This window comes from Mycobacterium sp. FW102-FHT13B02 (assembly GCF_058790275.1).
This window is the reverse complement of the sequence record NZ_JBYTCM010000035.1, coordinates 1-24,185: the sequence shown is the minus strand read 5'-3', so window position 1 is coordinate 24,185 and position 24,185 is coordinate 1. Positions and strand designations below refer to the sequence as shown.

Here is a 24,185-nt window from a genome sequence, read left to right as displayed (position 1 = left end):
GCGATGTCGTCGACGACGAGGGCCGGCGATCTTCGTTTCGGCATTTCGCCTCAATGAAATAACCGGCTGGCGGTCACCACTATGCAACACGTACAGGAAACCAACTTGGCCTGGTCGCTCATTGACGCCGCCAAACCCCAGTTGGACATGCGGGAGCGCAACCACATCTTCATCGCCGTCGGTGCCGGCGACCCGTTCACCGCTATCCGCATACTGCTCAAGCTGATTGACGTCAAACACATCCCACTGCATCCACGGCTCGTGCAGTGGTGTGCCTCGTGGCTCGAAGCGTATGCGCTGCATGAGGACCACGAGCAGATGCGTCTTCTCATTGACGGATTCACCGTGCCCGACGCAGTCCCGCGAGCGCGGGTGTCTGTTCGGTCGCTGAGCTGCACGAGAGATCGTTCAACTCAGATGATTTCGCCGGATGTCGATCAGCGTGATCGTGGTGTTGCCATGCGGGTGGGTTAGAGGGTGGCCGATGTCTGCCGAAAGCAGTGAGGGAGACGGACGGCGAGCCGCCCGGACCAGCTGCCTAATACTACGGCCCAGTAGCGAGACGAACTTCTTGATGTTCGTCTTGAACACTGGTCTCTGCGCCCAAGGGCCGAGCGACTGGTCGAGGCGCGCGTAGACGCTGCCGGGGGGCGGACGCACCGATCGAGCTCGTCAAGCTGCAGTAGCTCACTGTCCTGTTCAACGAACCGTCCACTGTGCTGCGGCTCGATCCGAGCTATGAGCCTGAGCGCACAGGGCACGAGGACGACTCGGTCCCACCGCCAGACCCGGCCAAGAACGCCGACTTCGCGGTGCTGCAGGAGTTGGTCAAGGTAAAGCTGGTCCGTCCGGTCGGCGCGCCTCCGCTCGGCAAGCCGCGGAACCCGCCTGCACGGAGCGGCCTGGACGTACGCCTTCCGAAGGAACCTCAATACGAATTTCGTGACCCGGGACAAGGGCTCATCCCGGGCAACCGGCAGTGACCTGGGCTTTTGCAACGCAGATTAACAAGCCCTCGCGACACGCCCGGAAATTGTCAAAGTAGCCAGGGGTGTCTTGTGAATCTGTCTTGCATCTCGACAGCTCAGCTTCTGGCGACGACGACGGGATGGATGGACGACGCCGCCGAGAATAAGAACTGGGCCGCCGCCCCATACGCCGATTGTCATGCTGCGGGTGTCAGCGAAAAGCGGGGCGACGCTTCTCGAAGAATGCGCGCACGCCCTCGGCACCGTCTGCGGACGCGCTGAGGCGTGTGATCTGGCGGGCCTCCTCGTCGAGATGGTCGGTCAGATCCGCGGTGACGCCGGAGCGTAGCAATCGCTTCGTCGTTGCCAGGGAGTCAGTTCCCATGGCCGTCAGTCGGCTGGTGACGGCGCGCACTGTGTCGTCGAGGTCGGCGTCCGGCCCGCATACCGGCCCGACGAGCCCGATCCGTTCGGCCTCCTCGACGCCGACCGTGCGGTCGGTGAGCGTGATCTCCAGTGCTCGGCCCAGGCCCACCCGCTGGGTGAGAAACCAGGATCCGCCGCAGTCGGGGCTCAGGCCGACGCTGGTATAGGACATTTTGAACTTCGTTGCAGGGGTGCCGATCACGATGTCGCCCGCGAGCGCTAGCCCAACGCCGCCCCCGGCGGCGACTCCGTCGATAACCGTGACGAGGGGGACGGGAGCGGCGATCAGCACCTTGAGGGCTTCGTGGATGGTTTCAGCCACGTACTGCAGCTCGGCGGGGAGATCGGTCGCGTTGCTGAAGTGGGTGAGGTCACCGCCGACGCAGAAACCGAATCCCTCGTTGCGCAGTACGGCCACCCGCACTCGGCCAGTCTTGGCGCCCTCAATGACGTCGTGTGCGAAGGAGGTGAGGGAGTCGGCGAGTATCCGATCCATGCCGTTGCCGACGTCGCCGCGACGCAGCGTCGCAGTCAGGACGTCGTCGTGCAGGGCAACGTCGACATGGTCATTGTTGAGGAGGTGCATCGGGATCCTGTTCTGTGTGGTGCGCTGCTGGGTGGGCGCGTGTGGGGGTCACCATGCCGCTTCGAGGAGACAGAGGACGTCGTCTTGGGTGACGGGGCGGCGGCTCGCCGCGACGGCGGAATCGCCCATGATGCGTTCGGCTAGTGCTGGTAGTGCGTCGCGGTGACCCCCGGCCGCGGAGATGGTGTCAGTCACGCCAAGCCGGGTGACTAGATCGCGGACGGCTGCGATGGCGTGGCGTGCGGCCTCGGCATCGACGAGGTCTCGGGTGTCACGGCCCATGGCTTCGGCGATGCGGCGGAGCTGCGGGCGGGTCAGAGCCTCGTTGAACTCCATGACGTGCGGCAGCATGATGGCCGATGTCACCCCGTGGGTCATGTCGAACTCGGCGGCCAGTTGGTGGCCGATACCGTGGGACAAGCCCATTCCAACGTTGGTCGCGGCGAAGATCGACAACCAGCTCCCCAATAGGCAATTGGTGCGTGCTTGGGTATCAAGGGGGTTCTCGGTGCTGTGCACGAGGTTGGTGGCCAGCAGCCGAAGCGCCTCGCCGCCGAGAGCGTCGGCGATCGGCATGCTCCGGGCCGACAGGATGCCCTCGATTGCGTGATCGAGGGCTCGGATGCCCGAGGCCGCCCACAGCCACGCGGGCGTCCGGGATGCCACGTCGGGATCCAGCACGACCGCGACTGGTGTCAATCCCGGTGCGGTATAGGCACATTTGGCGTGCGTGGCCTCGTCGGTGACGCCGGCCACGCCGGTGTGTTCACCGGCGGACAAGGTGGTCGGCACCGCAAGGTGCGGGATGAGCGGACCAGGGATCTCGGGAACCTCGTAGACGTCAGGGTAGGTGAAGCGCACGCGGTAGTGCTCGAAGCCTGCGGGGTCGGTGATCCCCGTCGCCAGGCACATGGCGACGGCCTTGGCGCAGTCGATTGGAGTGCCCCCGCCGATGCTGATCAGGCTGTCGGCGCCACCGTCGCGCGCCATCGCCGCTGCCCGCAGGACGGCGGCGCGCGGTACGTGCTGCGGGGTGTCGGAGTGCACGCCCACGAGCGCGTCGCCGAACTGGTCGCGCAGAGATTGTTCGACCTCGGTTCCGGCCAAAGACCCCGACATGATGGCCAGGGGTCGTCGTCCCCCGCATGTGCGCAGGATGTCGGCGACGCCGCCGAATGCACCGTCGCCGTAGGTGACTGTGTCGACGTTGGGCATGGTGAAGGTGCGGGCCATGTCTCAGCTTTCGGTGTGAGGGTCGACGACGTCGATGACGACGTTGCCGCCGCCGGTGCCGGATTCGACGGCCTGGTGGCCTAGGGCGGTGTCGCGAAGGGCGAAGCGGCGGCCGATGCGCGGGGTGAGGTCGCGGCGGGTGATCCAGCGGTTGAGATCGTCTGCAGCGAGCCGGTGTTCGCTGTGGGGCAGGTTGTAGAGCAGAACGTTGCGCAGGTTGACGCTCTTGTTCATCAGCCGCCACAACGGAATGGTCGGAGCATGTCCGGAGTCGGTGGCGTAGACCGCGATGGTGCCGTTGGTGGCGATCACGCGGCTGTCGGTATCGATGTTGGCTGCGGCGTCGACCTCGACGATCCGGTCGAAGCCGCGTCCATTGGTGAGGTCGAGCAGATCCTCGGCGAGACGCTCGGAGCGGTAGTTCAACACCTGCTCGCAGCCGGCGTCCAGGGCGATGGGTGCGTTGTCTTCGCGCCCGACCGTTCCGATCACCGTGGCGCCGGCCAGCCGGGCTTGCTGGACTGCCGAATGGCCCACCGAGCCGGCCGCGCCGGCGACCAGGACGGTCGCGCCGTCAATTGGTCCGTCGGTGAACAAGCAACGATGGGCCGTCCGTCCCGGAATGCTCAGGGAGGCGCCGGTGGCGAAGTCGACGTGGGCTGGAAGTGGTTCGACCTTGTGCGCGGGCACACACACGTATTCGGCGGCGGTTCCGGTCTGGCGGCCTAGCCGGGCATCGAAGATCCACACCCGCTCGCCGACGGCGGTCGTGGTGACGCCGGGCCCGATCTCGTCGACGACACCCGCGCCGTCGTCGTGGGGGATGAGAAACGAGGTGTCGAGGGTGATGCGTGCCCAGCCGGAGCGGCGTTTGACGTCGGCGGGATTGACTCCGGAGGCGTGCACGCGCACGCGGACCTCGCCAGGTCCAGGAATCGGCAGGGGCATCTCCACCAGTTGGAGCACTTCGGCCGCGGGTCCGGTCCGCTCGTACAGCACGGCCTGCATTTGGTTCTCCCTTGTAGTGCGGTCATCGGGTCGCTGCCCGCCGGCGCCGTATCCGCGCCGCGCGGTTGGCGGTGAGTCGCCATCAGCACTAATCTTAACTGTCTAGTTAGTATTAGACAATGGGTGACCGCGGCGGCGTGCGCGGGCTATGGCGCCGGCGCTCGGGTTGGTGCGCCACGGGTGCGCCTAAGCCAGGTAGCTAAATCGCTACGTATGCGAAAACGGGCTTGCGACAAATCGGCAGGCGAACAAGGCGCTGACTTTGCAGTTCTTCGATGCACGTGACCGCGTGCCGATCGTCTCCAGCACTAAGGTCGTCCGGTTAGGCGACGCGCTCACCGTTCGAAGGCGCTGCCGACCAGCAGCCAGATCTGCTCGGCCAAGCGCGCGGGGGAGGTGCTTCCCTCCGGGTCATACCAGCGATACAGCGTGGCCAGCATCGATTCCAGGAGGTTGGCCGCGATGCGCGTGTCCACCTCGGGGCGATCCGCAACAGGTCGCGCCGCCAGGCATTCATCCAACAAGGCTGCGAAGTCCTTGGTTTGTTCACGGGCCCAGCTGCGGAACGTCTTTCGGGCGGCCTCGGACAGTTCGGTCTCCTCGCTGAAGACGATCGCGTAGAACGTCCGATTGGCCGACGATGCCTGAATGTGAGCCATGATCGTCTTGCGGAGGCGGTCGACGGGATCATCGGTCGACGATTGGACGCTGCGCAGTTCCTGTTCAAGGTTCTTGGTCATCTCGTCGACCATCAGATCCAACAGATGCTGTTTGGTGCGCGTGTACTTGTACACCGTTGGCCGCGAGATGCCGGCGGCCAGGGCGATGTCGTCGATGGTGGAGCTGCGGTAGCCCTTCTCGCGGAACGTCTTGGCCGCAGCAGTCACTAGCGCTCCGGTGTCGGTTGCGCGTTCCCTGGCCATCCATCCTCCGGTGAGCCGAAACAGTAATACTGCCTAGTCAATATATCGTGCTGGGGGCCGATTTGCGTAACGACGCAACTAATCGGTCGACCACCGCCGGCTCGACCCCAGCGTCGGCGAGGAGTTCCGCGGTGTGCTCGCCGAGCCGGGGCACACCTCGACGCGGGCCGTGCGCGACGCCATCGACGAGCAGCGGTTGGCGTACGAAGGTCTGCTGCCCGTCAGGGGTGGGGATCGCTTGAAGCATCTGACGCAGCGCGACGTGCGGGTCGGCCAGCAGGTCTTCGGTTGTGTTGAGTCGCCCGTACGGGATCCCCGAGCCGGCCAGCACGACGTCCCAGTGATCGGCGGGCTTGGTGGCGATTCGCTGGGCGATGTCGGCGTGCAGGGCATCACGCCGTTCGATGCGTTGTGACCCGGACAAGCCGTGAGCGTCGGGCATGTCCAGTGCGAGGCACAGCGCGGCCCAGAAGTGGTCTTCGAAGGCGATGCTCAGCGACACCCATGTGCCGTCGGCGGCGGCGAACAATCCGTAGCCGGGGTCTAGGCCCAAGGTGTCGGCGGGCAACGCGTTGGCTTGGGGTACGAGTTTGGTTGCCGCGACGGTGAGCAGGGTGTCGAACATGGCCACGTCGTAGTAGCCGCCGCGGCCGGTGGTGCGGGCGGCGAGCGCGCCGGTCACGGCGGCGAACGCGGTGAACATGCCGCCGAACAGATCGGCCAGCGCCAGGTGGGGGATGCGCGGTTCGGTGGCGTCGAGCAGCCCGGCGAGCGCTTGGAAGGTCAGGTCGTGGGCGGGCAGGTCGCGCAGCGGACCGCTCTGGCCAAAGCCCGAGACCGAGACGTACACCAGCGCCGGGTTGTCCTGAGCCAACTGGTCGTGGCCCAGGCCGAGGCGGCCGAGCACACCGGGGCGAAAGCCCTCCAGCACGACGTCTGCGGTAGCGATAAGTGCCCGGCACGCCGCCAGCGCCTCGGGATCCTTGAGATCCAGTGCCGCGGAGCGTTTTCCGCGGTTGAGTGCCTGATACAGGCCCGGGAAGGCCCGGGACGGATCACCGCCGCGGGGCCGCTCAATTTGGATCACGTCGGCGCCGAGGTCGCCGAGCAGCAGGGTGGCGAAGGGGCCGGGAAACTGCTCGGCCAAACTGATGACCCGAATTCCGGCCAGGGGAGCGGTGGGGCTACTCATGCGGATACGGCGTAGCCGCCGTTGACTGGGTAGGTCTGTCCGGTGATCCACTCCCCGGCGGCGGAGGCCAGGAACAGCACCAGGCGGGCCGGGTCGTCGGGCTCTCCGAAGCGCCTGATGACATAGGAGCGCAGCGCCTTCGTGGCGGCCGCGGGGTCATCGAGGGCCGTCGCCACGCCGGGGGTGTTGACCCCGGAGAGGGCGACGCAGTTGACGGTGATGCCGTGACGGCCGACGGCTTTGGCCAGGCCGCGGGAGAAACCGGCGGCGCCTGCTTTCGCACCGCCGTAGACGACGAGGTTGGGTTCCCCGATGCGGCCGGCGTCGGAGATGACGGTGATGATGCGCCCGTAGTTCTTGGTGACCATGTCGGGCAACACCGCGCGCGATACGTTGAGCACGCCGAAGAAGTTGGTTCCGATCCACGACTGCCACTGTTGGGGTCCGGTCTCCCAGAACGGCGGCGCGGGCGCCATGGGGTCTTCGGCTGGGCCGGCGTTGCCCGCGTTGTTGACCAGTACGTCCACCGTGCCCAGGTCCGCGGACAGGCGGGCCACCATCGCCTGGACCTCATCGAAGTCGGTGACGTCGCACTGCACGGCGAGCGCGCTGCCGCCGCTGGCGTCGATCTCCGAGGCAACGGACTTGGCGCGGTCCTCGTGGAAGTCGTTGACCACGACCGTGGCGCCCTGATGGGCGCATTGGTGTGCCACCGCGCGCCCGACGCCTTGGCCTGCGCCCGTGACCAGCACCACCCGTCCGGTCAAATCCAGAAAGTTCTCGTCCACCATGATCTGTCCTTCGTCCCTATCTGCCAACGTATTTCGGCGTGCGCTTCTCGCTGAACGCCGCGATGCCCTCGTGCCAATCGGCTGAGGTTTCGTGTAGTGCGGATTGCTCGAGTTCCATCGTCAGACCGACCTCGGGGGGCACCCGGAGGCCGTCGTTGGCGAGCATCTTCATGCGCGCCAGCCCCACCGGGCTCTTGCTGGCGATATCGGCGGCGATGGCCGCGATCTCCGGTTCGAGTTGGTCGTCGTCGACTACCGCGGTGAGTAGATCGGTGCCCGCATACCATTCGGCGGGATGGAGCTGGCCGGTGAACATGAGGAACTTGGCGCGGGATAGTCCGAGCCGGCGGGTGAGGCGCACCGAGGCCCCGCCGCCGGGGATCTGGGCGTAGTTGGCGTGACCGTCACCGATGCGTGCCGAGCGCGCGGCCACCGCCAAGTCGCAACACAGCACCAGTTCCAGGCCGCCCCCCACGGTGATGCCCTGGATGGCGGCGATCGTTGGCTTGTCGAGGGCCTCGAGCCGGTCGAACAAGTCGCGGACCCGGCGCAGGAAGAGTTGACCGGCGCTGTAGCGGCCGGCGACGTGCGGTTGGGCCGCCAGGGACTGGGCGTAGGCCAGGTCGGCCCCGGCGCAAAAGGCCCGGCCCACCGCGCCGATGACCAGGCACCGGACGTCGGGGTCGGCGGCGGCGCGGTCCAGGCCGCGGTGCAGCCCGTCGAGGAGTTCTTGGTTGAGCCCGTTCATGGCGTCGGGCCGGTTCAAGCGCAGCCATAGGGCACCGTCGCGGTGGTCGATCAGGACAGCGTCATCGGCGTCGGTCATGGTCAGTCCTTGCTCAAGATGGTGATGGCGCAGGCGGCTGCCTCCGGGTGGCTGTAGCCGCCAGCGTTCTCTGCGAGGCCCCGGCGGGCGCCGGGGACTTGTCGCTGGCCGGCACGCCCGCGCAATTGGGTGACCAGTTCGACGATTTGCGCCGCGCCGGTGGCGCCGACGGGGTGCCCCTTGGACACCAGTCCACCGCTGGTGTTGACCGGGAGGTCGCCACCCAGGCGGGTCGCGCCGCTGCGGGCCAGTTTCGGTCCCTCGCCCGGCGCGCACAGCCCGAGTTCTTCGTAGACGATGAGTTCGTTGGGTGACGCCGCGTCGTGCAGTTCGACGACGTCGAGGTCCTCTGGTCCGAAACCGGCCTGTTCGTAGGCCGCTTGGGCGGTGCGCCGTTCCAGTGTTGCGGTGCCGCCGCCGGGAATTCCGGTGCGTAGCACCGATGCGCGTACCTGTACGGCGTCGGGGGACGGGGCGTCGGCGGTTGCGCGCACGACGAGCGCCGCCGCGCCGTCGGCGACCGGTGAGCACATCAACATCGTCAACGGATCGGCGATCATCCGACTCGCCAGCACTTCCTCGGGGGTGCGCGCGGTGCGGTACTGCGCGTGCGGATTGAGGGCGGCGTGGGCGGAGTTCTTGGCGGCGATTACTGCGAAGTCGTGGGCGGTGGCCCCGGTACGCGCCATGTAGTCGCGGGTTTCCTGGGCGTAGACCTCCATGAAGAAGGACTCGGCGGCGCCCTCGCGTCCGGTCAGTTCCCGGCTGTAGTGCTCGATGCGATCGACGTCGGCCGCCGATGCCAGCGCGTCGAGCACGGTGCGGGTGCTGCGGCCGCTCATCTTCTCGTTGCCCACCACCAACACGGTGCGGTACATGCCCGAGAGGATGGCCGCCTTGGCCACGTGCAGCGCCGACGAGCTGCTGGCACAGGCGTTTTCGATGTTGATCAGGGGTTTGCCCACCAGCCCGGTGTCCGAGACGACCACCTGCCCGCGGGTCATCTCCTGCCCGGTCACCAACCCGCCGACAGCGTTGGCGTGGATGACCAGGTCGACGTCAGCTTCGCTCACCGCGGCGTCGTCGAGGGCCTCTGTGATCGCCGGCGCTGCCAAGTCGCGTAGAGACCGGTCGGGAAATTTCCCGAACGACGTGATGCCCACGCCGATGATGCTCACTGTATCCATTTCATCCTCCGAACTGCCGCTTTGCGATCCGACGAGATTGACACTTGCAGAATACTAACTGATAAGTCAAGATTGGATTTGACGGAGATGCGCATCACACCGACAAGGGCGTGATGCCCTGCGTCACCCACCACAAAGGAGTGAACTGTGAGCACGTCAGCGGCTACGGGGCCGAACTACGGCAGCCTCATCGTCGAGGCGCTGACCCGGTACCCCACCCGGGAAGCCTTCGTCCTGGGCGACCGCCGCGTGACGTACGCCGAGACCGCCGACATCACCGCGCGCATCCTGCGGGTCATGCACGACCTCGGGATACGCCGCGGATGCGGCGTCGGGGTGCTCAGCCCCAACGCCCCGGAAGTCTTCATGACCCAAGCCGCGACGTTCCTTTCCGGCGCCCGCTACAGCGGCCTGCATCCGATGGGCTCGGTTGACGACCACGTCTTCCTGTGCGACGACGCCGAAATCGAACTGCTGGTCGTGCATCCCAAGTTCGCCGACACCGCGGCGGCCATCGCCGAGAAGGCGGCCTCGGTCCGCCATGTCCTGACCATCGGAGCCTGCGACGGCTTTCCGAACCTGCTCGACCTCACCGCCGCCGCCGAACCCGGCCGATTGCGGGCCCTGGCCGTCGACGAAGAAGAGGTCGGCTGGCTGCAGTACACCGGCGGCACGACCGGCCGGCCCAAGGGCGCCATGTTGTCTCACCGCGCCCTGGTTCAGGAGGTCCAGAGCCTCACCGCCGCGTGGGGACTACCGGAGACACCCCGCTACCTGGCGTCATCGCCTATCACCCACGCCGCGGTCCTGCCGTTGCTGCCCACCTTGGTTCGCGGCGGAACGGTGGTGCTGCAGCAGGGATTCGATCCGCAGGCCTGGCTGCGCACCATCGCCGCGGAACGCATCAACTACACGTTCCTCGTGCCGACGATGCTCTACACCCTGCTCGACAACACCGACCCCACCTCGGTGGACACCTCCTCGTTGGAAACCTTGGTCTACGGGGCGGCACCGATGTCGGCGGCCCGCATCAAAGAGACCCAAGACGTCTTCGGTCCCATCGTCATGCAGGTCTACGGACAAACCGAGTGCGTGGGCATGACCACCAGTCTGCGCAAGGACGAACACGACCCCATCGGCCGACCGGAACTGCTGGCCTCCTGCGGTCGCCCGGTGCCCGGTGTGGCGGTCCAACTCCTCGACGACGCGGGGTTCCCCGTCGCCGACGGGCAGGTCGGCGAGATCGCCGTGCGCTCACGCACCGTCATGAACGGCTACTGGAAGCGACCCGAGGAAACCGCCGACGCCCTGCGCGACGGCTGGCTGCACACCGGGGATATGGCAAGAACCGACGACGACGGCTTCTTCTACCTCGTCGACAGGAAGAAGGACATGATCGTCACCGGCGGCTTCAACGTCTTTGCCAAAGAAGTCGAAGACGTCATCGCCGCGCACCAAGACGTCTCGGCCGTCGCGGTTATCGGCGTACCCGACGACAAGTGGGGCGAGGCAATCGCCGCCTTCGTCGTCGCCCGCCCAGGGGCCACCATCGACGCAGCCGAACTGACGGCCACGGTGCGTGCCCGAAAGGGACCCCACCAGACACCGAAGCGGCTCGAGATCGTCCCCGACCTACCGATGACCGCGGTCGGCAAAGTCGACAAGAAGTCACTGCGCGCCGCGCACTGGGCCCACCAGGGCCGCCAGGTCAACTGAACCGCAACACCTTTCATTCTCATAGCAAAGGACAACTCTGTGTCGACCACCCCGTTCACCCTCGACGAGGACCATCTCGCCTTCCAGCGGGAGGTCCGCAAGCTCGCCCGCCGCGAGTTTCTCGACACCTACCTGCCGCGCGCTGATGGCACCGAATTCCCGTACGCCGAACTCAAGCAGCTCGCTCAGGCCAACCTGACGACCCTGTCGTTATCGGAGGACCTCGGTGGTCAAGGAGCCGACCTGCTCGCCGTGGGCTTGGCGTGCGAGGAGATCGCCTACGCCGACCCGAACATGGGCTACATCCTGTTCAGCACCAACAGCTTGGTGACCCTGTTGGCCGAGCATCCCTCTCCTGCGGTCGCCGTGTGGGCGGATGCGGTGGGGCGCGGTGATGCGCTGGGATGCTGGGCGGTCACCGAGCCCGGTGCCGGGTCCGACGCCGGCGCGATGAGCACCAAGGCCGTCCGAGTCGCCGGCGGGTGGCGCCTCACCGGTGAGAAGACCTCCGTGACCCAGGCGCCCCACGCCGACATCGCCGTCGTGCTCGCCCAAACCGATGCGGCCAAGGGCACCAAGGGAATTGGCTGCTTCCTGGTCGACATGACCTCACGCGGTGTGTCCTCGCAGAGCTTCGACGATCCCGGTTTCAAACCGCTGGGTCGCGGTTCGGTCACCATGGACGACGTGTTCGTCGCCGACGACCACGTGATCAGTACCCCTGGCGCCGGATTCGCCGACATCATGGCCGAATTCGATCTGAGCCGAACCCTGATCGGACTGCTGTGCGTGGGAACCGCGCAGCGGGCCCTAGACATGGCCACTGCCTATGCCAAGGACCGCCGCACCTTCGGCAAACCCCTGGCCGCTCATCAAGGCGTGTCCTTCGCCATCGCAGAACACACCACCTATCTCACCGCCGTGCGGACGTTGGCCTACCACACCTTGGGGCTACGAGCCGCGGGCCAGCCCCACACCAAGGAGGCGGCCATGCTCAAGTGGTGGGCACCCAAGGTCGCCTTCAACGCGATCCAGGAATCAGTGGTGCTGCACGGACAGGTCGGCTGGTCCGACGAGATGCCGCTGCAAGCAATGCTGCGCGACGTCTCCGGATACCAGATCGGCGACGGCACGCCGCAAATCCAGAAGATGATCATCGCCCGCGGCGTCATCGGCCGCGACGCGGTCAGCGGATGACCCACGTGAGGCGACCCGACAGGTTGCATGGTGCAGCAAATCCATTGTGCCCAAGCACTATTCGAGAAGACAGGAAACAACGATGACCGAGCACGTTCAGTACCAGATCGGCTGCGACATCGGCGGGACGTTCACCGACGTGACCGCGGTGGACAGCCGGGGTGCGGTCTACTCCGACAAGTCCGACACCACCCCGCACGACCTCAGCGTCGGACTGATCGCCGCGCTGGAGAACCTGGCCCAACGCATCGGCAAGCCGCTGGATCAGGTGCTGCCCGACACCACCCGATTCGTCAACGGGACCACGGCGGTGACCAATTCGATCGCCGAACTCAAAGGTGCCCGCGTCGGACTGATCACCACCCAGGGCTTTGGGGACAACCTGCTGATCGCGCGGTCGGCACGTAGCGCCGACCGCGATCACCACCGTCAGCTCAACCTCCCGCAGATCGTTCCCCGTGAACGGGTCATCGAGGTCACCGAGCGCATCGACCGCAAGGGATCGGTCGTGGTCCCCCTGACCGACGATGGTGCCCGCGCCGCGGTGCGGCGACTGGTCGACATGGACGTCGAAGCCATCGCCATCTCCCTGCTGTGGAGCTTCGCCAATCCCGAGCACGAAGAGCGACTCGCCGCGGTGGTAGCCGAGGAAGCCCCGGAGCTGTTCGTCAGCGTCTCCTCACGCCTGCACCCGATGATCCGTGAATACGAGCGCACGATGACCACGGTGCTCAACGCCTTCACCGGCATCCGCGTCGCGGAGTACACCGGTCGCATCGAACGCGAACTCGGTGCACGCGGGCTGCGTGTCCCCATCGGGTTCATGCAGGGCTTCGGCGGAACGTTGACCGCTGAGGAAGCCCGCGAACGACCGATCACCCTGGTCGACAGCGGACCCGCCGGCGGGGTCATCGGGGCGCAGTCACTGGCCAAGCGGCTGGGCATCAAGAACGTCGTCACCGCCGACATGGGCGGCACCTCCTTCGACGTGTCGGTGTTGCAGGGCAACAAGCCGCTGGTCACCCAGCGGGTCATGTTGCGCGACCAGTTCCTCACCGCGCTGCCCAAGATCGACGTGCTGCCCATCGGCGCGGGCGGCGGCAGCATCGCCTGGGTCGACGCCCGCGGCATCCCCCAGGTCGGGCCGCACAGCGCCGGGGCCGAGCCGGGCCCGGTGTGCTACGGCAAGGGCGGTGTGGTGCCGACGGTCACCGACGCCTCGGCGGTGCTGGGCTTGCTCGAACCCGGCGCCTTCCTTGGTGGTCGCCGCGAGCTGGCGCTGCAACCGGCACGCGAGGCCATGGAGCGCGAGATCGGAAAGCCGCTCGACGTCGACGCCGTGCACGCCGCCGCGGCGGTCTACCGCATGGTCACGGCCAACATGAGCAACGCGGTGCGCACCGTGACCGTCGAACGTGGCCACGACCCGCGCGCGTTCAGCATGGTCGCCTACGGTGGTGCGCTGGGCATTTTCGCCGCCGACATCGCCCGCGAGGTCGGAATCCGCCAGGTCATCATCCCTGCCGACGCGGCGGTGTTCTCCGCCACCGGCCTGCTCAACACCGACGACGTCCGCACCCGGTCGCGATCGGCGCTGTGGGGCGGCGGTGACGCCAGCGCCATCACCGCGACACTGGGCCAACTCGACGACGAACTGGTCGCCACCCTGCGCGCGGCGGGGTACGCCGACGACGCCATCGATGTGGTGTGGGAGGGCGAATTCAAGTACGCCGGCCAACAGTGGGAACTGCCGGTATCCCTGCCGCGTGACCGCGACCTGAGCGAGGCCGACCTGGTAGACGCCCAGAACCGCTACGGCACGCTGTATGAAGCCGAATACGGGTCGGGCAGCGCCTGGGTCGGCAGCCCGGTGGTGCTGGTCGCCGTCCGCGTCACCGCCACCGGCCGGGTGGCCGCCCTGGAACCGACACCGGCGCCACTGGTTCCAGAATCCGAGCAGCGACTGGCCGCCACGGGGCGCCGTCGGGTGTTCCTTCCGCTGCTCGGCGAGGAAACCGAGGTGGGGGTCTATGACACCCGCGCCGCACAGGCCGGTCACCAGATCCAGGGCCCCGCGATCCTGGAGCATCCGCTGACCACACTGCAGATCCCGTCGGGCTGGGATGCCCGCATCGACGAGTGGGGCAACTTCATCCTCACCGACCGCACCGCAGAACACATCGAGGAGACGTCGTAATGAGCACGCAAACCATGGACCCCGCGACCCCGCTGGCGGCGTCCCCGGTGGATCCGGTGACCATCGAGATCTTCTCCAAGGCACTGGAGAACGTCGCACACGAAATGGGCGTGGTGATGATGCGCGCCTCGGGCAGCCCGGTCATCGCCGAGGCAGTGGACTTCTCGACGTTCATCGCCGACGCCGACGGCGACATCATCTGCTACGCCGGCTACATAACCATCTACATGGGCACCGCCCGCCAGGCCGTCAAGCACATCCTGGCCACCGTGCCCCGTGATCAAATCCGGCCCGGTGACCTGTTCATCTGCAACGACCCGTTCACCACCGGCAACGCCCATCAGGTCGATGTCGGGGTGGTGCGGCCGATCTTCTACCGCGACGAACTCGTTGCGTGGTGCTGGGCCGAGGCCCATGTCAACGACTTCGGCGGTTTCGCCCCCGGCAGCATGGCCCCGATGGCCACCGAGACTTACGGTGAGGCGCTGCGCCTGCCCGGAGTCAAGATCGTCGACCAGGGCCGCCCCGTGGCCGACATCTGGCGGATCATCGAGACCAACATTCGGGTGCCCGACGTGGTGATGAACGACATCCGGTGCTTCATCGCGGCATGCAACCGCTGCGACGACCGGTTGCAGGTCCTCATCGACGACTACGGCACCACGGCGTTCAAACGCTACGTCGAGGTCGCCAAGGACCTAGCCGAGAAGGCGGTCCGCAACCGGATCGCCGAGCTACCCAACGGGGTCTACACCGACGTGGACTACGAGGAACACAACGGCCACACCGACGACATCTACCCCATCCGGTGCACCATGACCGTCGAGGACGGCACCCTCACCATGGACTTCAGTGAGTCCGCACCCCAGACCGACGGCTTCGTCAACTGTTCAGCGGCCATCACCCTCGGATGCGCGTTCAGCCCGGCGCTGTTCATGCTGTTCCCAGATCTGCCCATCAACCAGGGCACATTGCGACCCGTTCAGGTGATCACCAAGCCCGGCACCATCTGCGACGTCCAGATGCCCGCCCCGGTCTCGGGTGGGCACCTGGAAACCGGGTTGCGACTGGGCCGGCTCGTCACCAGGATGCTCGCGGCCATCCAGAGCCGCAGCGACAGCAAATTCGTGCGCGAGCACCTGATGGCCCAGTGGCAGGACTCGTGGAACGCCGGCTTCTTCTACGCACCCAACGAAGACGGCGAACTGGTGCCGTTCCCGGACATGAACGGCGGCAGCGGCGGCGGCGGCGCCCAGCCCGTCGCCGACGGCATGGACGTTTCCGGAGCGCTGGCCCAACCCTCCAACAGCCTGCCCGACATCGAGATCAACGAACTCGCCTATCCGATCCTCTACCTGTGGCGCACGTTGCACCGGAACTCCGGTGGCCCGGGCCAACATCGCGGCGGCAACGGTCTGGACCTGGCGTGGACCCCCTGGTACACGACCGGCGGCCAGCAGCACGTCATGACCCCCTGCTGGCAGGTGCCGCCTACCGGACCCAACGGCGGCTACCCCGGATCGACGAGCGGCTTCACGCTGGTAGCCGGCGCACGCGCCGACGAGGCGCTGGCCGCCGGGACGATCCCGCGCTCGGTCGACGACTTCGCCGCCGCCCCGCAATTGCTTCAAGGCAAACAGTTCGGCTTCGCCGTCATGCCTGGAGACGTCATGCGGATGCGCTCCGGCGGCGGAGCGGGCTATGGAGATCCGTTGCAGCGCAACGCTGATGACGTCGTGGCCGATCTGCGCTCGGGCAAAATCGACCGCGCCGCCGCGTCGGCCGCCTACGGCGTGGTCGTCACCGACGGCGGTGAACTCGACGCGGAGGCCACCACCGCCCGCCGCGACGCCATCCGCGCTGAGCGACGGTCGTGGCCGGTGGAGGAGGACGGATACGCGGTGCGGCGCACCCAGGCCGGGCAGCGGCTGGCCGAACTGGGCCAGTGGTGCCAGCCGCGGGACGGTATCGACCTGGTGGAGCGGGCCGACCCGAACACCGGAGACCTCATCAGCGCCGACATTGATGTTCGGGTCTCCTGATGTCGTGCTACTTCCTGGCGGTGGTGGACAAGCACGACCCTCAGCGGTACGCGGACTACTCGAAGGTCAACTACAAGATCATCAGTGGGCTCGACGTCAAAGTGCACGCCGTCACCGACAACGTCAAGCCCCAGGAGGGCGACTTCGACGCCACCAGTGTGATCCTGCTGGAGTTCCCCGATGACGCGGAGTTCCGGAAGTGGTGGGACAGTGAGGAATACGCCTCGGTCAAGCCCATCCGGCTGGAGTCCTCCACCGTGCGATTCGCGGTCACCTTCGGTCAGGACGCCTGAGTGCGTGCGGCCACCTACCAGGGGCCGGGCACCGTCGAGGTGACGGAGGTTCCCGATCCCACTGCTCCGGATCACCTCGGGGCGGTGGTGCAGGTCGCTGCTGCAGGTATCTGTGGCAGCGACCTGCACATCTTCGAAGGCCACGGGTTCAGCGGCGACCTCGGGTACACCCTCGGTCACGAAGCGGTTGGCGTCGTCGTTGACATCGGTTCGCACGTCTCGCGATTCGCGATCGGCGACCGGGTGCTGGTCGCGGCGTCGGTCGGGTGCGTGCTGTGCCAAACGTGTGCCGCGGGCCACGTCACCGCCTGCGAGCACCGCCGCCAGCCTTGGAAGGAGTACTGCTACGGGATGAGCCACCGGTTGCCCGGCAGTCAAGCCGAGTTCGTCGCCGTGCCCCATGCCGACCGCAACCTGTTCACCGTGGCGCCCGAGGTGTCCGACGACGCTGCGCTCGCGCTGACCGACAACGCGCCCACCGCGTGGTACGGAGCCCGCCGCGCGGGCGTGGGCCCCGGTGACATCGTGGCCGTCATCGGGGCTGGACCGGTCGGTCAGCTGGCCGTGCAATCGGCGTTCCTACAAGGCGCGGCCAGGGTCCTGGTCGTCGAACCCGTCGAGCACCGCCGCGCCGCGGCGGTCGCGGCGGGGGCAGAGCCCGTCGACGTCGCCGATCCCAAAGCGCACATCCGCCAGCTCACCAAGGGCGAAGGCGCCGACGCCGTCATCGAAGCAGTTGGCCTGGACGCGACGATCGCCTTGGCCATCAGCGCGGCCCGCCACGGCGGCCGGGTCAGTGTCATCGGCGTCAGCCAAAACGACGCCTTCCCGTTGCGTCTTCAGGCCTTGCAGACCAAAGAGCTGCAGTTCTCGGCGGGTTTGTGCTCGGCCCAACGGGAACTGCCGACCCTGCTGGCGCTGACCGCAGCCGGACGCTTCGATCCGGCCGTGGTGGTATCCGATCGGCTGCCGTTGGCTGAAGCCGCCACCGGCTACGCAATGCTCGCCCAACGTGCCCCAAGCGTCGGGAAGATCACCCTCCGGCCGGGCGCGGGGACACCATGACCGCGCTGACCGGCAACGTCGCGGTGGTGACCGGCTTTCGCCGTTGATCCAACGTCAAAAACCAACGGGCTGAATACATCTCACCGACTCAAGGAGTACCCCATGTTTTCAGCGGACTTCGTAATCGACGGCATCGTCGTTTTCGCCATCGGCCTATGGCCGCTGCTGCTGGTGGTCGCCGCGGCCGGCGTCCGCTGGTTCAACGCCCGTGGTACCGCCGCCGCCACCGCTGTGGCCTCGGTGTCCACTGCGCACGACACCGTCGGCTACCGTTGCGCATCCGTCGGTGCCGCCGTTGCACCCCTGCTGCAGGTCGGTGTCCGCGAACTCACCCCCCGCGCCACGGATCACTGATGGACTTCGCCGTAGACACCGCGACCGAGGACCTTCGAACCCGGTCGAGCGCGTTCATGTCCGACCACGTCCACCCCGCCGAGCAACGGTTCCGGGCCGACCTCGACGCACTGAGCGACCCGTGGGCGTGGTCGCGCACCCCGACCCTGGCCCGGTTGCGCGAAGCAGCCCGCAGCCAGGGGGTGCGCTTCGCACACGGACCCGACGAGGTCCACAGCACGCCGTTGCTAAGTCACACATCGGCCGCCAGCTGACGGCCCATCAAGCTTCATCACCTGCAGAGGAGCAGATCAGTGCCTAGCACTACCGAGTTCGACTTGTTCGCGCTACCCGACTCACACATCGAGCTGCGGTCGGTCCTTCGCGCCCTGTGCGAGAGGGAGATCGCCCCCCACGCAGCCGACGTCGACGCACAGGCACGCTTCCCCGATGAAGCCCTGGCGGCGCTCAACGCGGCGAACCTGTCGGCGGTGCACATCACCGAGGAATACGGCGGTCAAGGGGCCGACGCGGTGGCCGGCTGCATCGTCATCGAGGAGGTGGCCAGGGTGTGCGCCTCATCGTCGATGATTCCGGTAGCCAACAAGCTGGGCACCATGGGGATCGTGCTGCGCGGATCCGAGGAGCTGCGCAAGCAGGTCTTTCCCGCCGTGGCCTCGGGGGAGGCGATGGCCGCCTACGGACTGTCCGAACGCGAGGCCGGCAGTGACGCCGCCGCGATGCGCACCTGCGCCACCGCTGACGGCGACGGGTGGATACTCAACGGCGCCAAGTGCTGGATCTCCAACGGCGGCAAGGCCACCTGGTACACCGTCATGGCGGTTACCGACCCCGATAAGGGCGCCAACGGCATCTCCGCGTTCGCCGTGCACGCCGATGACGAGGGGTTCACCGTCGGTCCCAAGGAACGCAAGATGGGCCTGCGCGGATCCCCGACGACCGAGCTGTACTTCGAGAACTGCCGCATCCCCGGTGACCGGATCATCGGGGAGCCGGGCACCGGTTTCAAGAACGCGTTGACCACGTTGGAACACACCCGACCCACCATCGGCGCCCAGGCCGTGGGCATCGCCCAAGGCGCCCTGGACGCAGCGATCGCGTACACCAAGGAGCGCAAGCAGTTCAAGAAGTCGATCAGCGACTTCCAGGGTGTGCAGTTCATGCTCGCCGACATGGCCATGAAGATCGAGGCGGCCCGCCTCATGGTCTACACCGCTGCAGCACGCGCCGAGCGCGGCGAGCCCGCTTTGGGCTTTTTGGCCTCGGCGTCGAAGTGCTTCGCCTCCGACGTCGCGATGGAGGTCACCACCGACGCTGTGCAACTGTTCGGCGGCTACGGCTACACCGCCGACTTTCCCGTCGAGCGCTACATGCGCGACGCGAAGATCACCCAGATTTACGAGGGCACCAACCAGATTCAGCGAATGGTGATGGCGCGGTCGCTGCTCGCGTGAGCACGCCCACCCCTGGACTGGATCAACGAAGGAGCAGCCATGAGCAACCGCAACGGCAACGACAATGACCTTGACGGACGCGTCGCCATCGTCACCGGTGCGGGCGCCCAAGGTCAGGGCATCGGTAACGGACGCGCCGCCGCGGCGCTGCTCGCCCGCGCGGGCGCCAAAGTGGTTCTGGTCGACATGAACCAGGACAGGCTGACAGGAACCGAAGAACTGTTGCGCGAGAGCGGATCTCAATTCCTCTCGGTCGTCGCCGACGTGTCGACTGAGGCGGGCTGCCGCGGGATCGTCGAATCAACGATGGCGACATGGGGACGCATCGACATTCTGGTCAACAACGTCGGCGTCGTAGGCCCGGCGGATTCGGTGGTCGATATCGATCCCATCGAATGGGACAACCTTTTTCGGGTCAACGTGACCTCGGTGATGCTGATGTCGAAGTACTGCATTCCCGCGATGCGCACCGCGCGCAGCGGGTCCATCGTCAACGTGTCCTCGCTGGCAGGGTCGCTGACCCACCCGCGGCCGGCGTATGCGACGACCAAGGGCGCGATTTTGAGCTTGACCCGATCGATGGCTAGCCGGCACGGCCCCGAAGGCATCAGGGTCAACGCCATCGCCCCCGGACCGGTGTACACGCCGATGGTCCAGGCCGAGGGCCTGTCCGCGGAAGCCCGCGTCGCGAGGTCGGCGATGCTGCCGCTACGTACCGAGGGCACGGGATGGGACGTGGGCGAGGCGGTCCTATATCTGGCCGGCCCGCGTTCGCGATGGGTCACCGGGATTACCTTGACCGTCGATGGCGGCTTCTCCGCTGATCTGCGAATGTCCAACGCAGCGACGGTGACTCCAGCGTGAAGTTTTCTTGCCTCTGCGCAGGGGACACGATTTATCGGTTGCCGTGTCCAGCCGTGATGCGTGCAGACGGCCTTCCAATTCGCCCGTGACTCGGGTCCAAACAAGAGAAGGAGACAGAATGGGAAACAAGGAAACTCCGGCAGGTATCGCCGCATTGCTCGAGGGCATGCATGCCCGGGATATGCAGAAGGTTGCCGAAAGCCTTTCGGAGGAAATCGTTCTCAAGAGCCCAATATTCGCGGACCCGTTTGTGGGGCGCGAGCGGGCTGTGGGGGTAATCACTCATTTACTCAGCGTGGTGGACCAATTCGTGCCGGGTGAGGTCCTGTGGGGCGAAAATAAGTTCGCCGCGCTACTCAAGCTCACCGTGGGCACAACAGAGGTCGAGGGTGTCGATGTTATGACTGTCAACGAGGAGGGCAAGGTGAATTCAATGACCATTCAATGGCGCCCGTTGCCGGCCGTAGTCGAGGTGCAAAACCGCCTCGCACCCGCCGTTGGTGTTCCGGTGCTGAAACTCACTCCTGTGACGTGAATAGTTCTGCAATCTGCAGTTGCACCTGCATCTTTCGACAAACCGGCGAAGGCCACCTTCGGCCGGGCTCGGGAGAACCCCGACGGGCGGCGATTAGGGTCGACTCCGCCAGCCAAAGATGCCAACTTGCCGCGCTCGGGGCGCCTCGGACGGCGTGATACATAGCGACAAACAGGCCAGGCGTGGCGCCCCTCGATAGCGCGCCATTGGCGTATCAATCTGCACTGACCCAATTCCGGGTGTGTGAATCCATGTTCCGATACGCGAGTTAGTAATACCTATCAGCCAAGGTAGCTCCATGGATGCGGCGCTGCGCAGCCGCGCACCAACCGATTGCCGACGACGGGCGCCGGTTCGGTCCGTGTAGTGGCGGGTCCCTGGGTATGGACCCGGGTGATGAGCGATGTACGAAGCGATTTCAGCAGCGACGACGACTATCAGGCGTCGTACCTGATTTCGCAGGCCGTCAACGAACTATGCCCCGCCCAGATCTGGCAGCTGCGAAACTCCGCGGCGCACTATCAGTCGCCGCCGGGTGTCCATCCCTGATGCAAAGGAATTCAACATGAGGTGTCGGCAACGGATGCTGTCCGTGTTGGCCGTCGTGCCCATGAGCACCGTGCTCTGCACGCCGCTCGCGCACGCGGACAACGGCAACACCCTCATCCCGAACAACAAGCGGCTCAACGACTCCGTCGTGTCGAACGTGTACACCGTGCAGCACCAGGGCGGGTGCACCAACGACATCGCCGTCAACCCACAGCTGCAACAGGCCGCCGAGCGCCAGGCCGAAGACATGATGGCCAACCGAGACCTGGACGGGGACATCGGATCCGACGGATCCACACCCCAGACGCGGGCCACGGACGCGGGCTACCACGGCGGACCGGTAGCCCAGACGGTCGCCACCAACCCGGCGCTGGCGATCAGCGGAGTCGAACTGATCAACCAGTGGTACTACGACCCCGCCATCAAAGCGATCATGTCCAACTGCGCCAACAACCAGATGGGCGTGTGGTCAGAGAACAGCCCCGACCGCACCGTCGTCGTCGCCGTCTACGGCCAGCTACCCGAACCGCCGCACCGCGACGACAAAGAGGGCGGCACCAACAACGGCTTCGACCCGAGCCCCGACTACGACGGCAGCGACGAGATCGAGCACTTCTTCACCTGGTTCCCATGGATTCTCCGCGGGGTGAACCCGCCGCCGGCCTACCCACCCGCGTAGAAGAGCATGCCCGGCGTTGAACCAAAACCCCGACCATGGACACCAGCCGACGGGAAACAACATGTCAGGCGATCGGCGATCATGTTGCTGCGCAAGGTATTCGCGCTGGTTGTGCTGGTGATGGTGGTGTGGAACTCCGCTACCAGTGAGGCCGCCGCCCGTGTCGACACGTCGATAGTGCCCACCGCGGCGATGGTCCGCCACCATTTCGATCTCGTTTGAGGGCGGCGGCCCAGCCGCGCCGGACGATTGTGCGTGGCCAGCACCTCATGACTGCACCACGCTATCTAAGCTGGAGGCCCTCGACGTCGCCTTTGGTGGCTTTGGTGGTCGTCGTGTCGCGGCACTCACCGTAGAGTTCTACCGACTCCAAGGGGACGCTGGCATCCGCCGGCGACAGGGAAGCATCCACACCACCCTTTTTCAATGTGGTTGCGTGGCTTATGAAGTCACTGTCCGGCGCCCATCCACCATGCTGAAGGCGCTGAGTCATGTCGTCGAACGCGGCCGCCGCGGCGTGGGGATCGGCGGGCGGTTGATAGGAGATTCTGGTGACGCCACGGAACGGTCCTTCGTCTCCGTCGCTGCACGACTCGTGCCAGAAGTACGCCGACTCAATGGGTTTGGCGATCAGGCGGCTGACCTCGGTTGCAGCGTCGACAACTTGGCGCCGGGACTGTTCCGGTGTCATCGGGTTGGTCACGCCGTTGACGAGTGAATTCACTGTGTCACATCCTGCCAGTAGGGTTGCCGCCGCAATAAGGGTCACTGCACGTGGGACACGGTTCACGGTGTCGAATTCGTCCATTTGTCCTCATGCCCGCTCGTCGGTGGTCGGTACAACTCGGGATCGAAATCGGTCGACGGTAGACCCGGGGATGGACGAGGGCACGTGCATCCGGTGCGATGCGGTCATGCCGTCGTGCTCCAAACGCATCTCCGTGCCCGGAGGCGATGTCCCCGATGCTGAGAACAGCGATTCGGTCCGGTCCCGCGATCGTAGTAGTGGCTGTGGTCATTCACGGTGAACCCGGGCACTTCGGCTTTGAACCTCGTCGACCCGAATCCGCCCACTGGCGGATCGGCCCCGAGCGCGACCGTGATGCCCGTGCCTGGTAAGTGCGCTTGGCCGTTGCCGCTCAGGGCGGTGATCGGGTCCGTCGAACATGGACATGCCCGCCGGGGTTGAGGTGGAAGTCGTGGCGTCGCGTGCCATATCCGTTCCGGGGCATCCCCGTGGGGACATCCGGTTGGCATTGTTTCACTCGGCTGACATTCGTGTCCCCTCTAGACCTGCCGATCGGCATCGACTACGACGGGGCCTACTGGCACGCCGGAGCAGAGCCGATCTCGAGGCGAGGCTGGCCGCCGCCACGTCGTTTTGATCGAGGGCACAGCACACCCCCGGAGAAGTCTTTGTGGACGCTATTTGAGGTAGGGCGTGAGAAGGGTGCTCCATGCTTTCTCTAGCTGTTGGTATTCCGCCTCGCATCCGTCAGCCCGATCCCGTGGCAACTCACCGCTATCGACAAGGTCAGCGCTTTGGCTGGGGTCGGCTCCGTAGGCCCAGCATTCGAAGTTGTATACCCGTACTTTGTCCGGAGAATGCACATCAGCCAGGGTGCTGCTGTCTAGCTCATTATCTGCGCCGGCTGCATACAGTCGAGCGGTGTCCTTGATGGCGTTGATCGACTCGGGGTCGATCTTCCCCTGGCTATCGCGACGAAACATCATGTAGGTCGATGCTTGGTCGGCGACGTCTTCCTCGCGCCCTGTTGCGGGTAGGTCGTAGATGCTGATCATCATGTGCCCGGCCTCGTGGTAGAAGGCTTCCATCGCGGTGCTGAACGCCGATTTTTGCGGGTCCTGATCGCCGAGTTCGGTAAAGCTCTGCACGGCATGCGTCACATCCTCAAAGCACATGGTGATGCTCTTGTCGTCCGGGCTCCAAAAATCGTTTGCGGTGTCGCACTGGGCCCCTTTGAGCGTGATGTTGAAGGGTGATTTCAGGTTGCGGTTGATGTCTGTTAACGACGGTTGAAAATCCGGCCAGTCGCGACGGCTGAAAAGTAGGCCACCCAATCAGATTGGATGGGTGAT

The 24,185-nt window shown here is 66.0% G+C and carries 24 protein-coding genes and 3 pseudogenes; 17 read left to right on the top strand and 10 right to left on the bottom strand.

From position 1 onward, the window contains the following. Positions 1-105: 105 nt before the first annotated feature. Together AC3WTE_RS31115 and AC3WTE_RS31110 are read left to right on the top strand one after the other, a co-directional pair. The gene (locus AC3WTE_RS31115; RefSeq protein WP_492443372.1) at positions 106-474 is read left to right on the top strand and encodes a hypothetical protein; all 369 of its coding nucleotides are present in this window, start codon (positions 106-108) and stop codon (positions 472-474) included. Positions 475-716: 242 nt separating this feature from the next. After that, positions 717-983, top strand: a complete 267-nt coding sequence (locus tag AC3WTE_RS31110; protein ID WP_492443370.1) for a hypothetical protein — start codon at positions 717-719, stop codon at positions 981-983. A 196-nt stretch (positions 984-1,179) separates the two neighbouring features. Here AC3WTE_RS31110 and AC3WTE_RS31105 read toward each other — a convergent pair whose 3' ends face one another. The 8 genes from AC3WTE_RS31105 to AC3WTE_RS31070 form a co-directional block, all read right to left on the bottom strand. Beyond that, positions 1,180-1,980 carry an enoyl-CoA hydratase/isomerase family protein gene (locus AC3WTE_RS31105; protein WP_492443368.1) on the bottom strand — a complete coding sequence of 267 codons (801 nt, stop codon included), beginning with the start codon at positions 1,978-1,980 and terminating at the stop codon, positions 1,180-1,182. A 48-nt stretch (positions 1,981-2,028) separates the two neighbouring features. Further along, on the bottom strand, positions 2,029-3,213 hold the full coding sequence (locus tag AC3WTE_RS31100) for an iron-containing alcohol dehydrogenase (RefSeq protein WP_492443366.1): 1,185 nt from the start codon (positions 3,211-3,213) through the stop codon (positions 2,029-2,031). 3 nt (positions 3,214-3,216) lie between these two features. Beyond that, positions 3,217-4,221 carry an NADPH:quinone reductase gene (locus AC3WTE_RS31095; protein WP_492443365.1) on the bottom strand — a complete coding sequence of 335 codons (1,005 nt, stop codon included), beginning with the start codon at positions 4,219-4,221 and terminating at the stop codon, positions 3,217-3,219. Positions 4,222-4,556: 335 nt separating this feature from the next. Further along, a complete protein-coding gene (locus AC3WTE_RS31090) occupies positions 4,557-5,144 on the bottom strand; it encodes a TetR/AcrR family transcriptional regulator (protein ID WP_492443363.1) in 588 nt (195 codons plus the stop codon). A 37-nt stretch (positions 5,145-5,181) separates the two neighbouring features. Next, complete coding sequence (locus AC3WTE_RS31085) at positions 5,182-6,336, bottom strand: CaiB/BaiF CoA transferase family protein (protein ID WP_492443362.1); 1,155 nt, start codon at positions 6,334-6,336, stop codon at positions 5,182-5,184. Continuing rightward, entirely contained in the window at positions 6,333-7,127 is a 795-nt protein-coding gene (locus tag AC3WTE_RS31080) for an SDR family NAD(P)-dependent oxidoreductase (protein WP_492443360.1), read from the bottom strand. Before AC3WTE_RS31080 ends, AC3WTE_RS31085 begins: the two co-directional genes overlap by 4 nt. A gap of 16 nt (positions 7,128-7,143) precedes the next feature. Beyond that, complete coding sequence (locus AC3WTE_RS31075; RefSeq protein WP_492443359.1) at positions 7,144-7,953, bottom strand: enoyl-CoA hydratase/isomerase family protein; 810 nt, start codon at positions 7,951-7,953, stop codon at positions 7,144-7,146. A 2-nt stretch (positions 7,954-7,955) separates the two neighbouring features. Then, positions 7,956-9,140 carry a thiolase family protein gene (locus AC3WTE_RS31070; RefSeq protein ID WP_492443357.1) on the bottom strand — a complete coding sequence of 395 codons (1,185 nt, stop codon included), beginning with the start codon at positions 9,138-9,140 and terminating at the stop codon, positions 7,956-7,958. 147 nt (positions 9,141-9,287) lie between these two features. On the opposite strand from AC3WTE_RS31070, the gene AC3WTE_RS31065 reads away from it, so the two are divergent. The 15 genes and pseudogenes from AC3WTE_RS31065 to AC3WTE_RS30995 all read left to right on the top strand — a co-directional run bounded on the left by AC3WTE_RS31065 (position 9,288) and on the right by AC3WTE_RS30995 (position 22,307). Continuing rightward, positions 9,288-10,856, top strand: a complete 1,569-nt coding sequence (locus AC3WTE_RS31065) for an AMP-binding protein (protein WP_492443356.1) — start codon at positions 9,288-9,290, stop codon at positions 10,854-10,856. A 39-nt stretch (positions 10,857-10,895) separates the two neighbouring features. Continuing rightward, positions 10,896-12,053, top strand: a complete 1,158-nt coding sequence (locus AC3WTE_RS31060) for an acyl-CoA dehydrogenase family protein (RefSeq protein ID WP_492443354.1) — start codon at positions 10,896-10,898, stop codon at positions 12,051-12,053. 82 nt (positions 12,054-12,135) lie between these two features. Further along, positions 12,136-14,250: a hydantoinase/oxoprolinase family protein gene (locus AC3WTE_RS31055; RefSeq protein WP_492443352.1), complete on the top strand. Its 2,115-nt coding sequence runs from the start codon at positions 12,136-12,138 to the stop codon at positions 14,248-14,250. Beyond that, complete coding sequence (locus AC3WTE_RS31050; RefSeq protein ID WP_492443351.1) at positions 14,250-16,292, top strand: hydantoinase B/oxoprolinase family protein; 2,043 nt, start codon at positions 14,250-14,252, stop codon at positions 16,290-16,292. The genes AC3WTE_RS31055 and AC3WTE_RS31050 overlap by 1 nt, the downstream gene beginning before the upstream one ends. Further along, entirely contained in the window at positions 16,292-16,585 is a 294-nt protein-coding gene (locus AC3WTE_RS31045) for a DUF1330 domain-containing protein (RefSeq protein ID WP_492443349.1), read from the top strand. Before AC3WTE_RS31050 ends, AC3WTE_RS31045 begins: the two co-directional genes overlap by 1 nt. Continuing rightward, positions 16,586-17,650, top strand: a complete 1,065-nt coding sequence (locus AC3WTE_RS31040; protein WP_492443348.1) for a zinc-binding dehydrogenase — start codon at positions 16,586-16,588, stop codon at positions 17,648-17,650. A gap of 102 nt (positions 17,651-17,752) precedes the next feature. Further along, positions 17,753-18,004 (top strand): hypothetical protein, encoded by a 252-nt coding sequence (locus AC3WTE_RS31035; protein ID WP_492443347.1) that lies wholly within the window; start codon positions 17,753-17,755, stop codon positions 18,002-18,004. Then, positions 18,004-18,258 carry a hypothetical protein gene (locus AC3WTE_RS31030; protein ID WP_492443346.1) on the top strand — a complete coding sequence of 85 codons (255 nt, stop codon included), beginning with the start codon at positions 18,004-18,006 and terminating at the stop codon, positions 18,256-18,258. Before AC3WTE_RS31035 ends, AC3WTE_RS31030 begins: the two co-directional genes overlap by 1 nt. Before the next feature lie 39 nt (positions 18,259-18,297). Then, the gene (locus AC3WTE_RS31025; protein ID WP_492443344.1) at positions 18,298-19,458 is read left to right on the top strand and encodes an acyl-CoA dehydrogenase family protein; all 1,161 of its coding nucleotides are present in this window, start codon (positions 18,298-18,300) and stop codon (positions 19,456-19,458) included. Positions 19,459-19,497: 39 nt separating this feature from the next. Then, positions 19,498-20,322 carry an SDR family NAD(P)-dependent oxidoreductase gene (locus tag AC3WTE_RS31020; RefSeq protein WP_492443343.1) on the top strand — a complete coding sequence of 275 codons (825 nt, stop codon included), beginning with the start codon at positions 19,498-19,500 and terminating at the stop codon, positions 20,320-20,322. A gap of 118 nt (positions 20,323-20,440) precedes the next feature. Continuing rightward, positions 20,441-20,857, top strand: a complete 417-nt coding sequence (locus AC3WTE_RS31015) for a nuclear transport factor 2 family protein (RefSeq protein WP_492443342.1) — start codon at positions 20,441-20,443, stop codon at positions 20,855-20,857. A gap of 414 nt (positions 20,858-21,271) precedes the next feature. Next, positions 21,272-21,406 (top strand): annotated as a pseudogene (locus AC3WTE_RS31010) (DUF732 domain-containing protein); the annotation flags it as partial. Positions 21,407-21,422: 16 nt separating this feature from the next. After that, positions 21,423-21,905, top strand: a pseudogene (locus AC3WTE_RS31005) (CAP domain-containing protein); the annotation flags it as partial. A gap of 72 nt (positions 21,906-21,977) precedes the next feature. Then, a pseudogene (locus AC3WTE_RS31000) lies at positions 21,978-22,085 on the top strand (CAP domain-containing protein); the annotation flags it as partial. An 81-nt stretch (positions 22,086-22,166) separates the two neighbouring features. Further along, the gene (locus tag AC3WTE_RS30995; protein ID WP_492443341.1) at positions 22,167-22,307 is read left to right on the top strand and encodes a hypothetical protein; all 141 of its coding nucleotides are present in this window, start codon (positions 22,167-22,169) and stop codon (positions 22,305-22,307) included. 61 nt (positions 22,308-22,368) lie between these two features. Here the strand turns inward: AC3WTE_RS30995 and AC3WTE_RS30990 are convergent, their stop codons facing one another. Then, on the bottom strand, positions 22,369-22,893 hold the full coding sequence (locus tag AC3WTE_RS30990; protein ID WP_492443340.1) for a lipoprotein LppJ family protein: 525 nt from the start codon (positions 22,891-22,893) through the stop codon (positions 22,369-22,371). A gap of 617 nt (positions 22,894-23,510) precedes the next feature. Beyond that, positions 23,511-24,167 carry a DUF4344 domain-containing metallopeptidase gene (locus AC3WTE_RS30985; RefSeq protein ID WP_492443338.1) on the bottom strand — a complete coding sequence of 219 codons (657 nt, stop codon included), beginning with the start codon at positions 24,165-24,167 and terminating at the stop codon, positions 23,511-23,513. Positions 24,168-24,185: the final 18 nt, after the last annotated feature.

What these genes read in the sequence shown, in the direction of transcription:
- AC3WTE_RS31105 (WP_492443368.1), bottom strand. Translation starts at nt 1,980, where the DNA reads ATGCACCTCCTCAACAATGACCATGTCGACGTTGCCCTGCACGACGAC.
- AC3WTE_RS31100 (WP_492443366.1), bottom strand. Translation starts at nt 3,213, where the DNA reads ATGGCCCGCACCTTCACCATGCCCAACGTCGACACAGTCACCTACGGC.
- AC3WTE_RS31095 (WP_492443365.1), bottom strand. Translation starts at nt 4,221, where the DNA reads ATGCAGGCCGTGCTGTACGAGCGGACCGGACCCGCGGCCGAAGTGCTC.
- AC3WTE_RS31090 (WP_492443363.1), bottom strand. Translation starts at nt 5,144, where the DNA reads ATGGCCAGGGAACGCGCAACCGACACCGGAGCGCTAGTGACTGCTGCG.
- AC3WTE_RS31085 (WP_492443362.1), bottom strand. Translation starts at nt 6,336, where the DNA reads ATGAGTAGCCCCACCGCTCCCCTGGCCGGAATTCGGGTCATCAGTTTG.
- AC3WTE_RS31080 (WP_492443360.1), bottom strand. Translation starts at nt 7,127, where the DNA reads ATGGTGGACGAGAACTTTCTGGATTTGACCGGACGGGTGGTGCTGGTC.
- AC3WTE_RS31075 (WP_492443359.1), bottom strand. Translation starts at nt 7,953, where the DNA reads ATGACCGACGCCGATGACGCTGTCCTGATCGACCACCGCGACGGTGCC.
- AC3WTE_RS31070 (WP_492443357.1), bottom strand. Translation starts at nt 9,140, where the DNA reads ATGGATACAGTGAGCATCATCGGCGTGGGCATCACGTCGTTCGGGAAA.
- AC3WTE_RS31055 (WP_492443352.1), top strand. Translation starts at nt 12,136, where the DNA reads ATGACCGAGCACGTTCAGTACCAGATCGGCTGCGACATCGGCGGGACG.
- AC3WTE_RS31050 (WP_492443351.1), top strand. Translation starts at nt 14,250, where the DNA reads ATGAGCACGCAAACCATGGACCCCGCGACCCCGCTGGCGGCGTCCCCG.
- AC3WTE_RS31045 (WP_492443349.1), top strand. Translation starts at nt 16,292, where the DNA reads ATGTCGTGCTACTTCCTGGCGGTGGTGGACAAGCACGACCCTCAGCGG.
- AC3WTE_RS31035 (WP_492443347.1), top strand. Translation starts at nt 17,753, where the DNA reads ATGTTTTCAGCGGACTTCGTAATCGACGGCATCGTCGTTTTCGCCATC.
- AC3WTE_RS31030 (WP_492443346.1), top strand. Translation starts at nt 18,004, where the DNA reads ATGGACTTCGCCGTAGACACCGCGACCGAGGACCTTCGAACCCGGTCG.
- AC3WTE_RS31020 (WP_492443343.1), top strand. Translation starts at nt 19,498, where the DNA reads ATGAGCAACCGCAACGGCAACGACAATGACCTTGACGGACGCGTCGCC.
- AC3WTE_RS31015 (WP_492443342.1), top strand. Translation starts at nt 20,441, where the DNA reads ATGGGAAACAAGGAAACTCCGGCAGGTATCGCCGCATTGCTCGAGGGC.
- AC3WTE_RS30995 (WP_492443341.1), top strand. Translation starts at nt 22,167, where the DNA reads ATGTTGCTGCGCAAGGTATTCGCGCTGGTTGTGCTGGTGATGGTGGTG.
- AC3WTE_RS30990 (WP_492443340.1), bottom strand. Translation starts at nt 22,893, where the DNA reads ATGGACGAATTCGACACCGTGAACCGTGTCCCACGTGCAGTGACCCTT.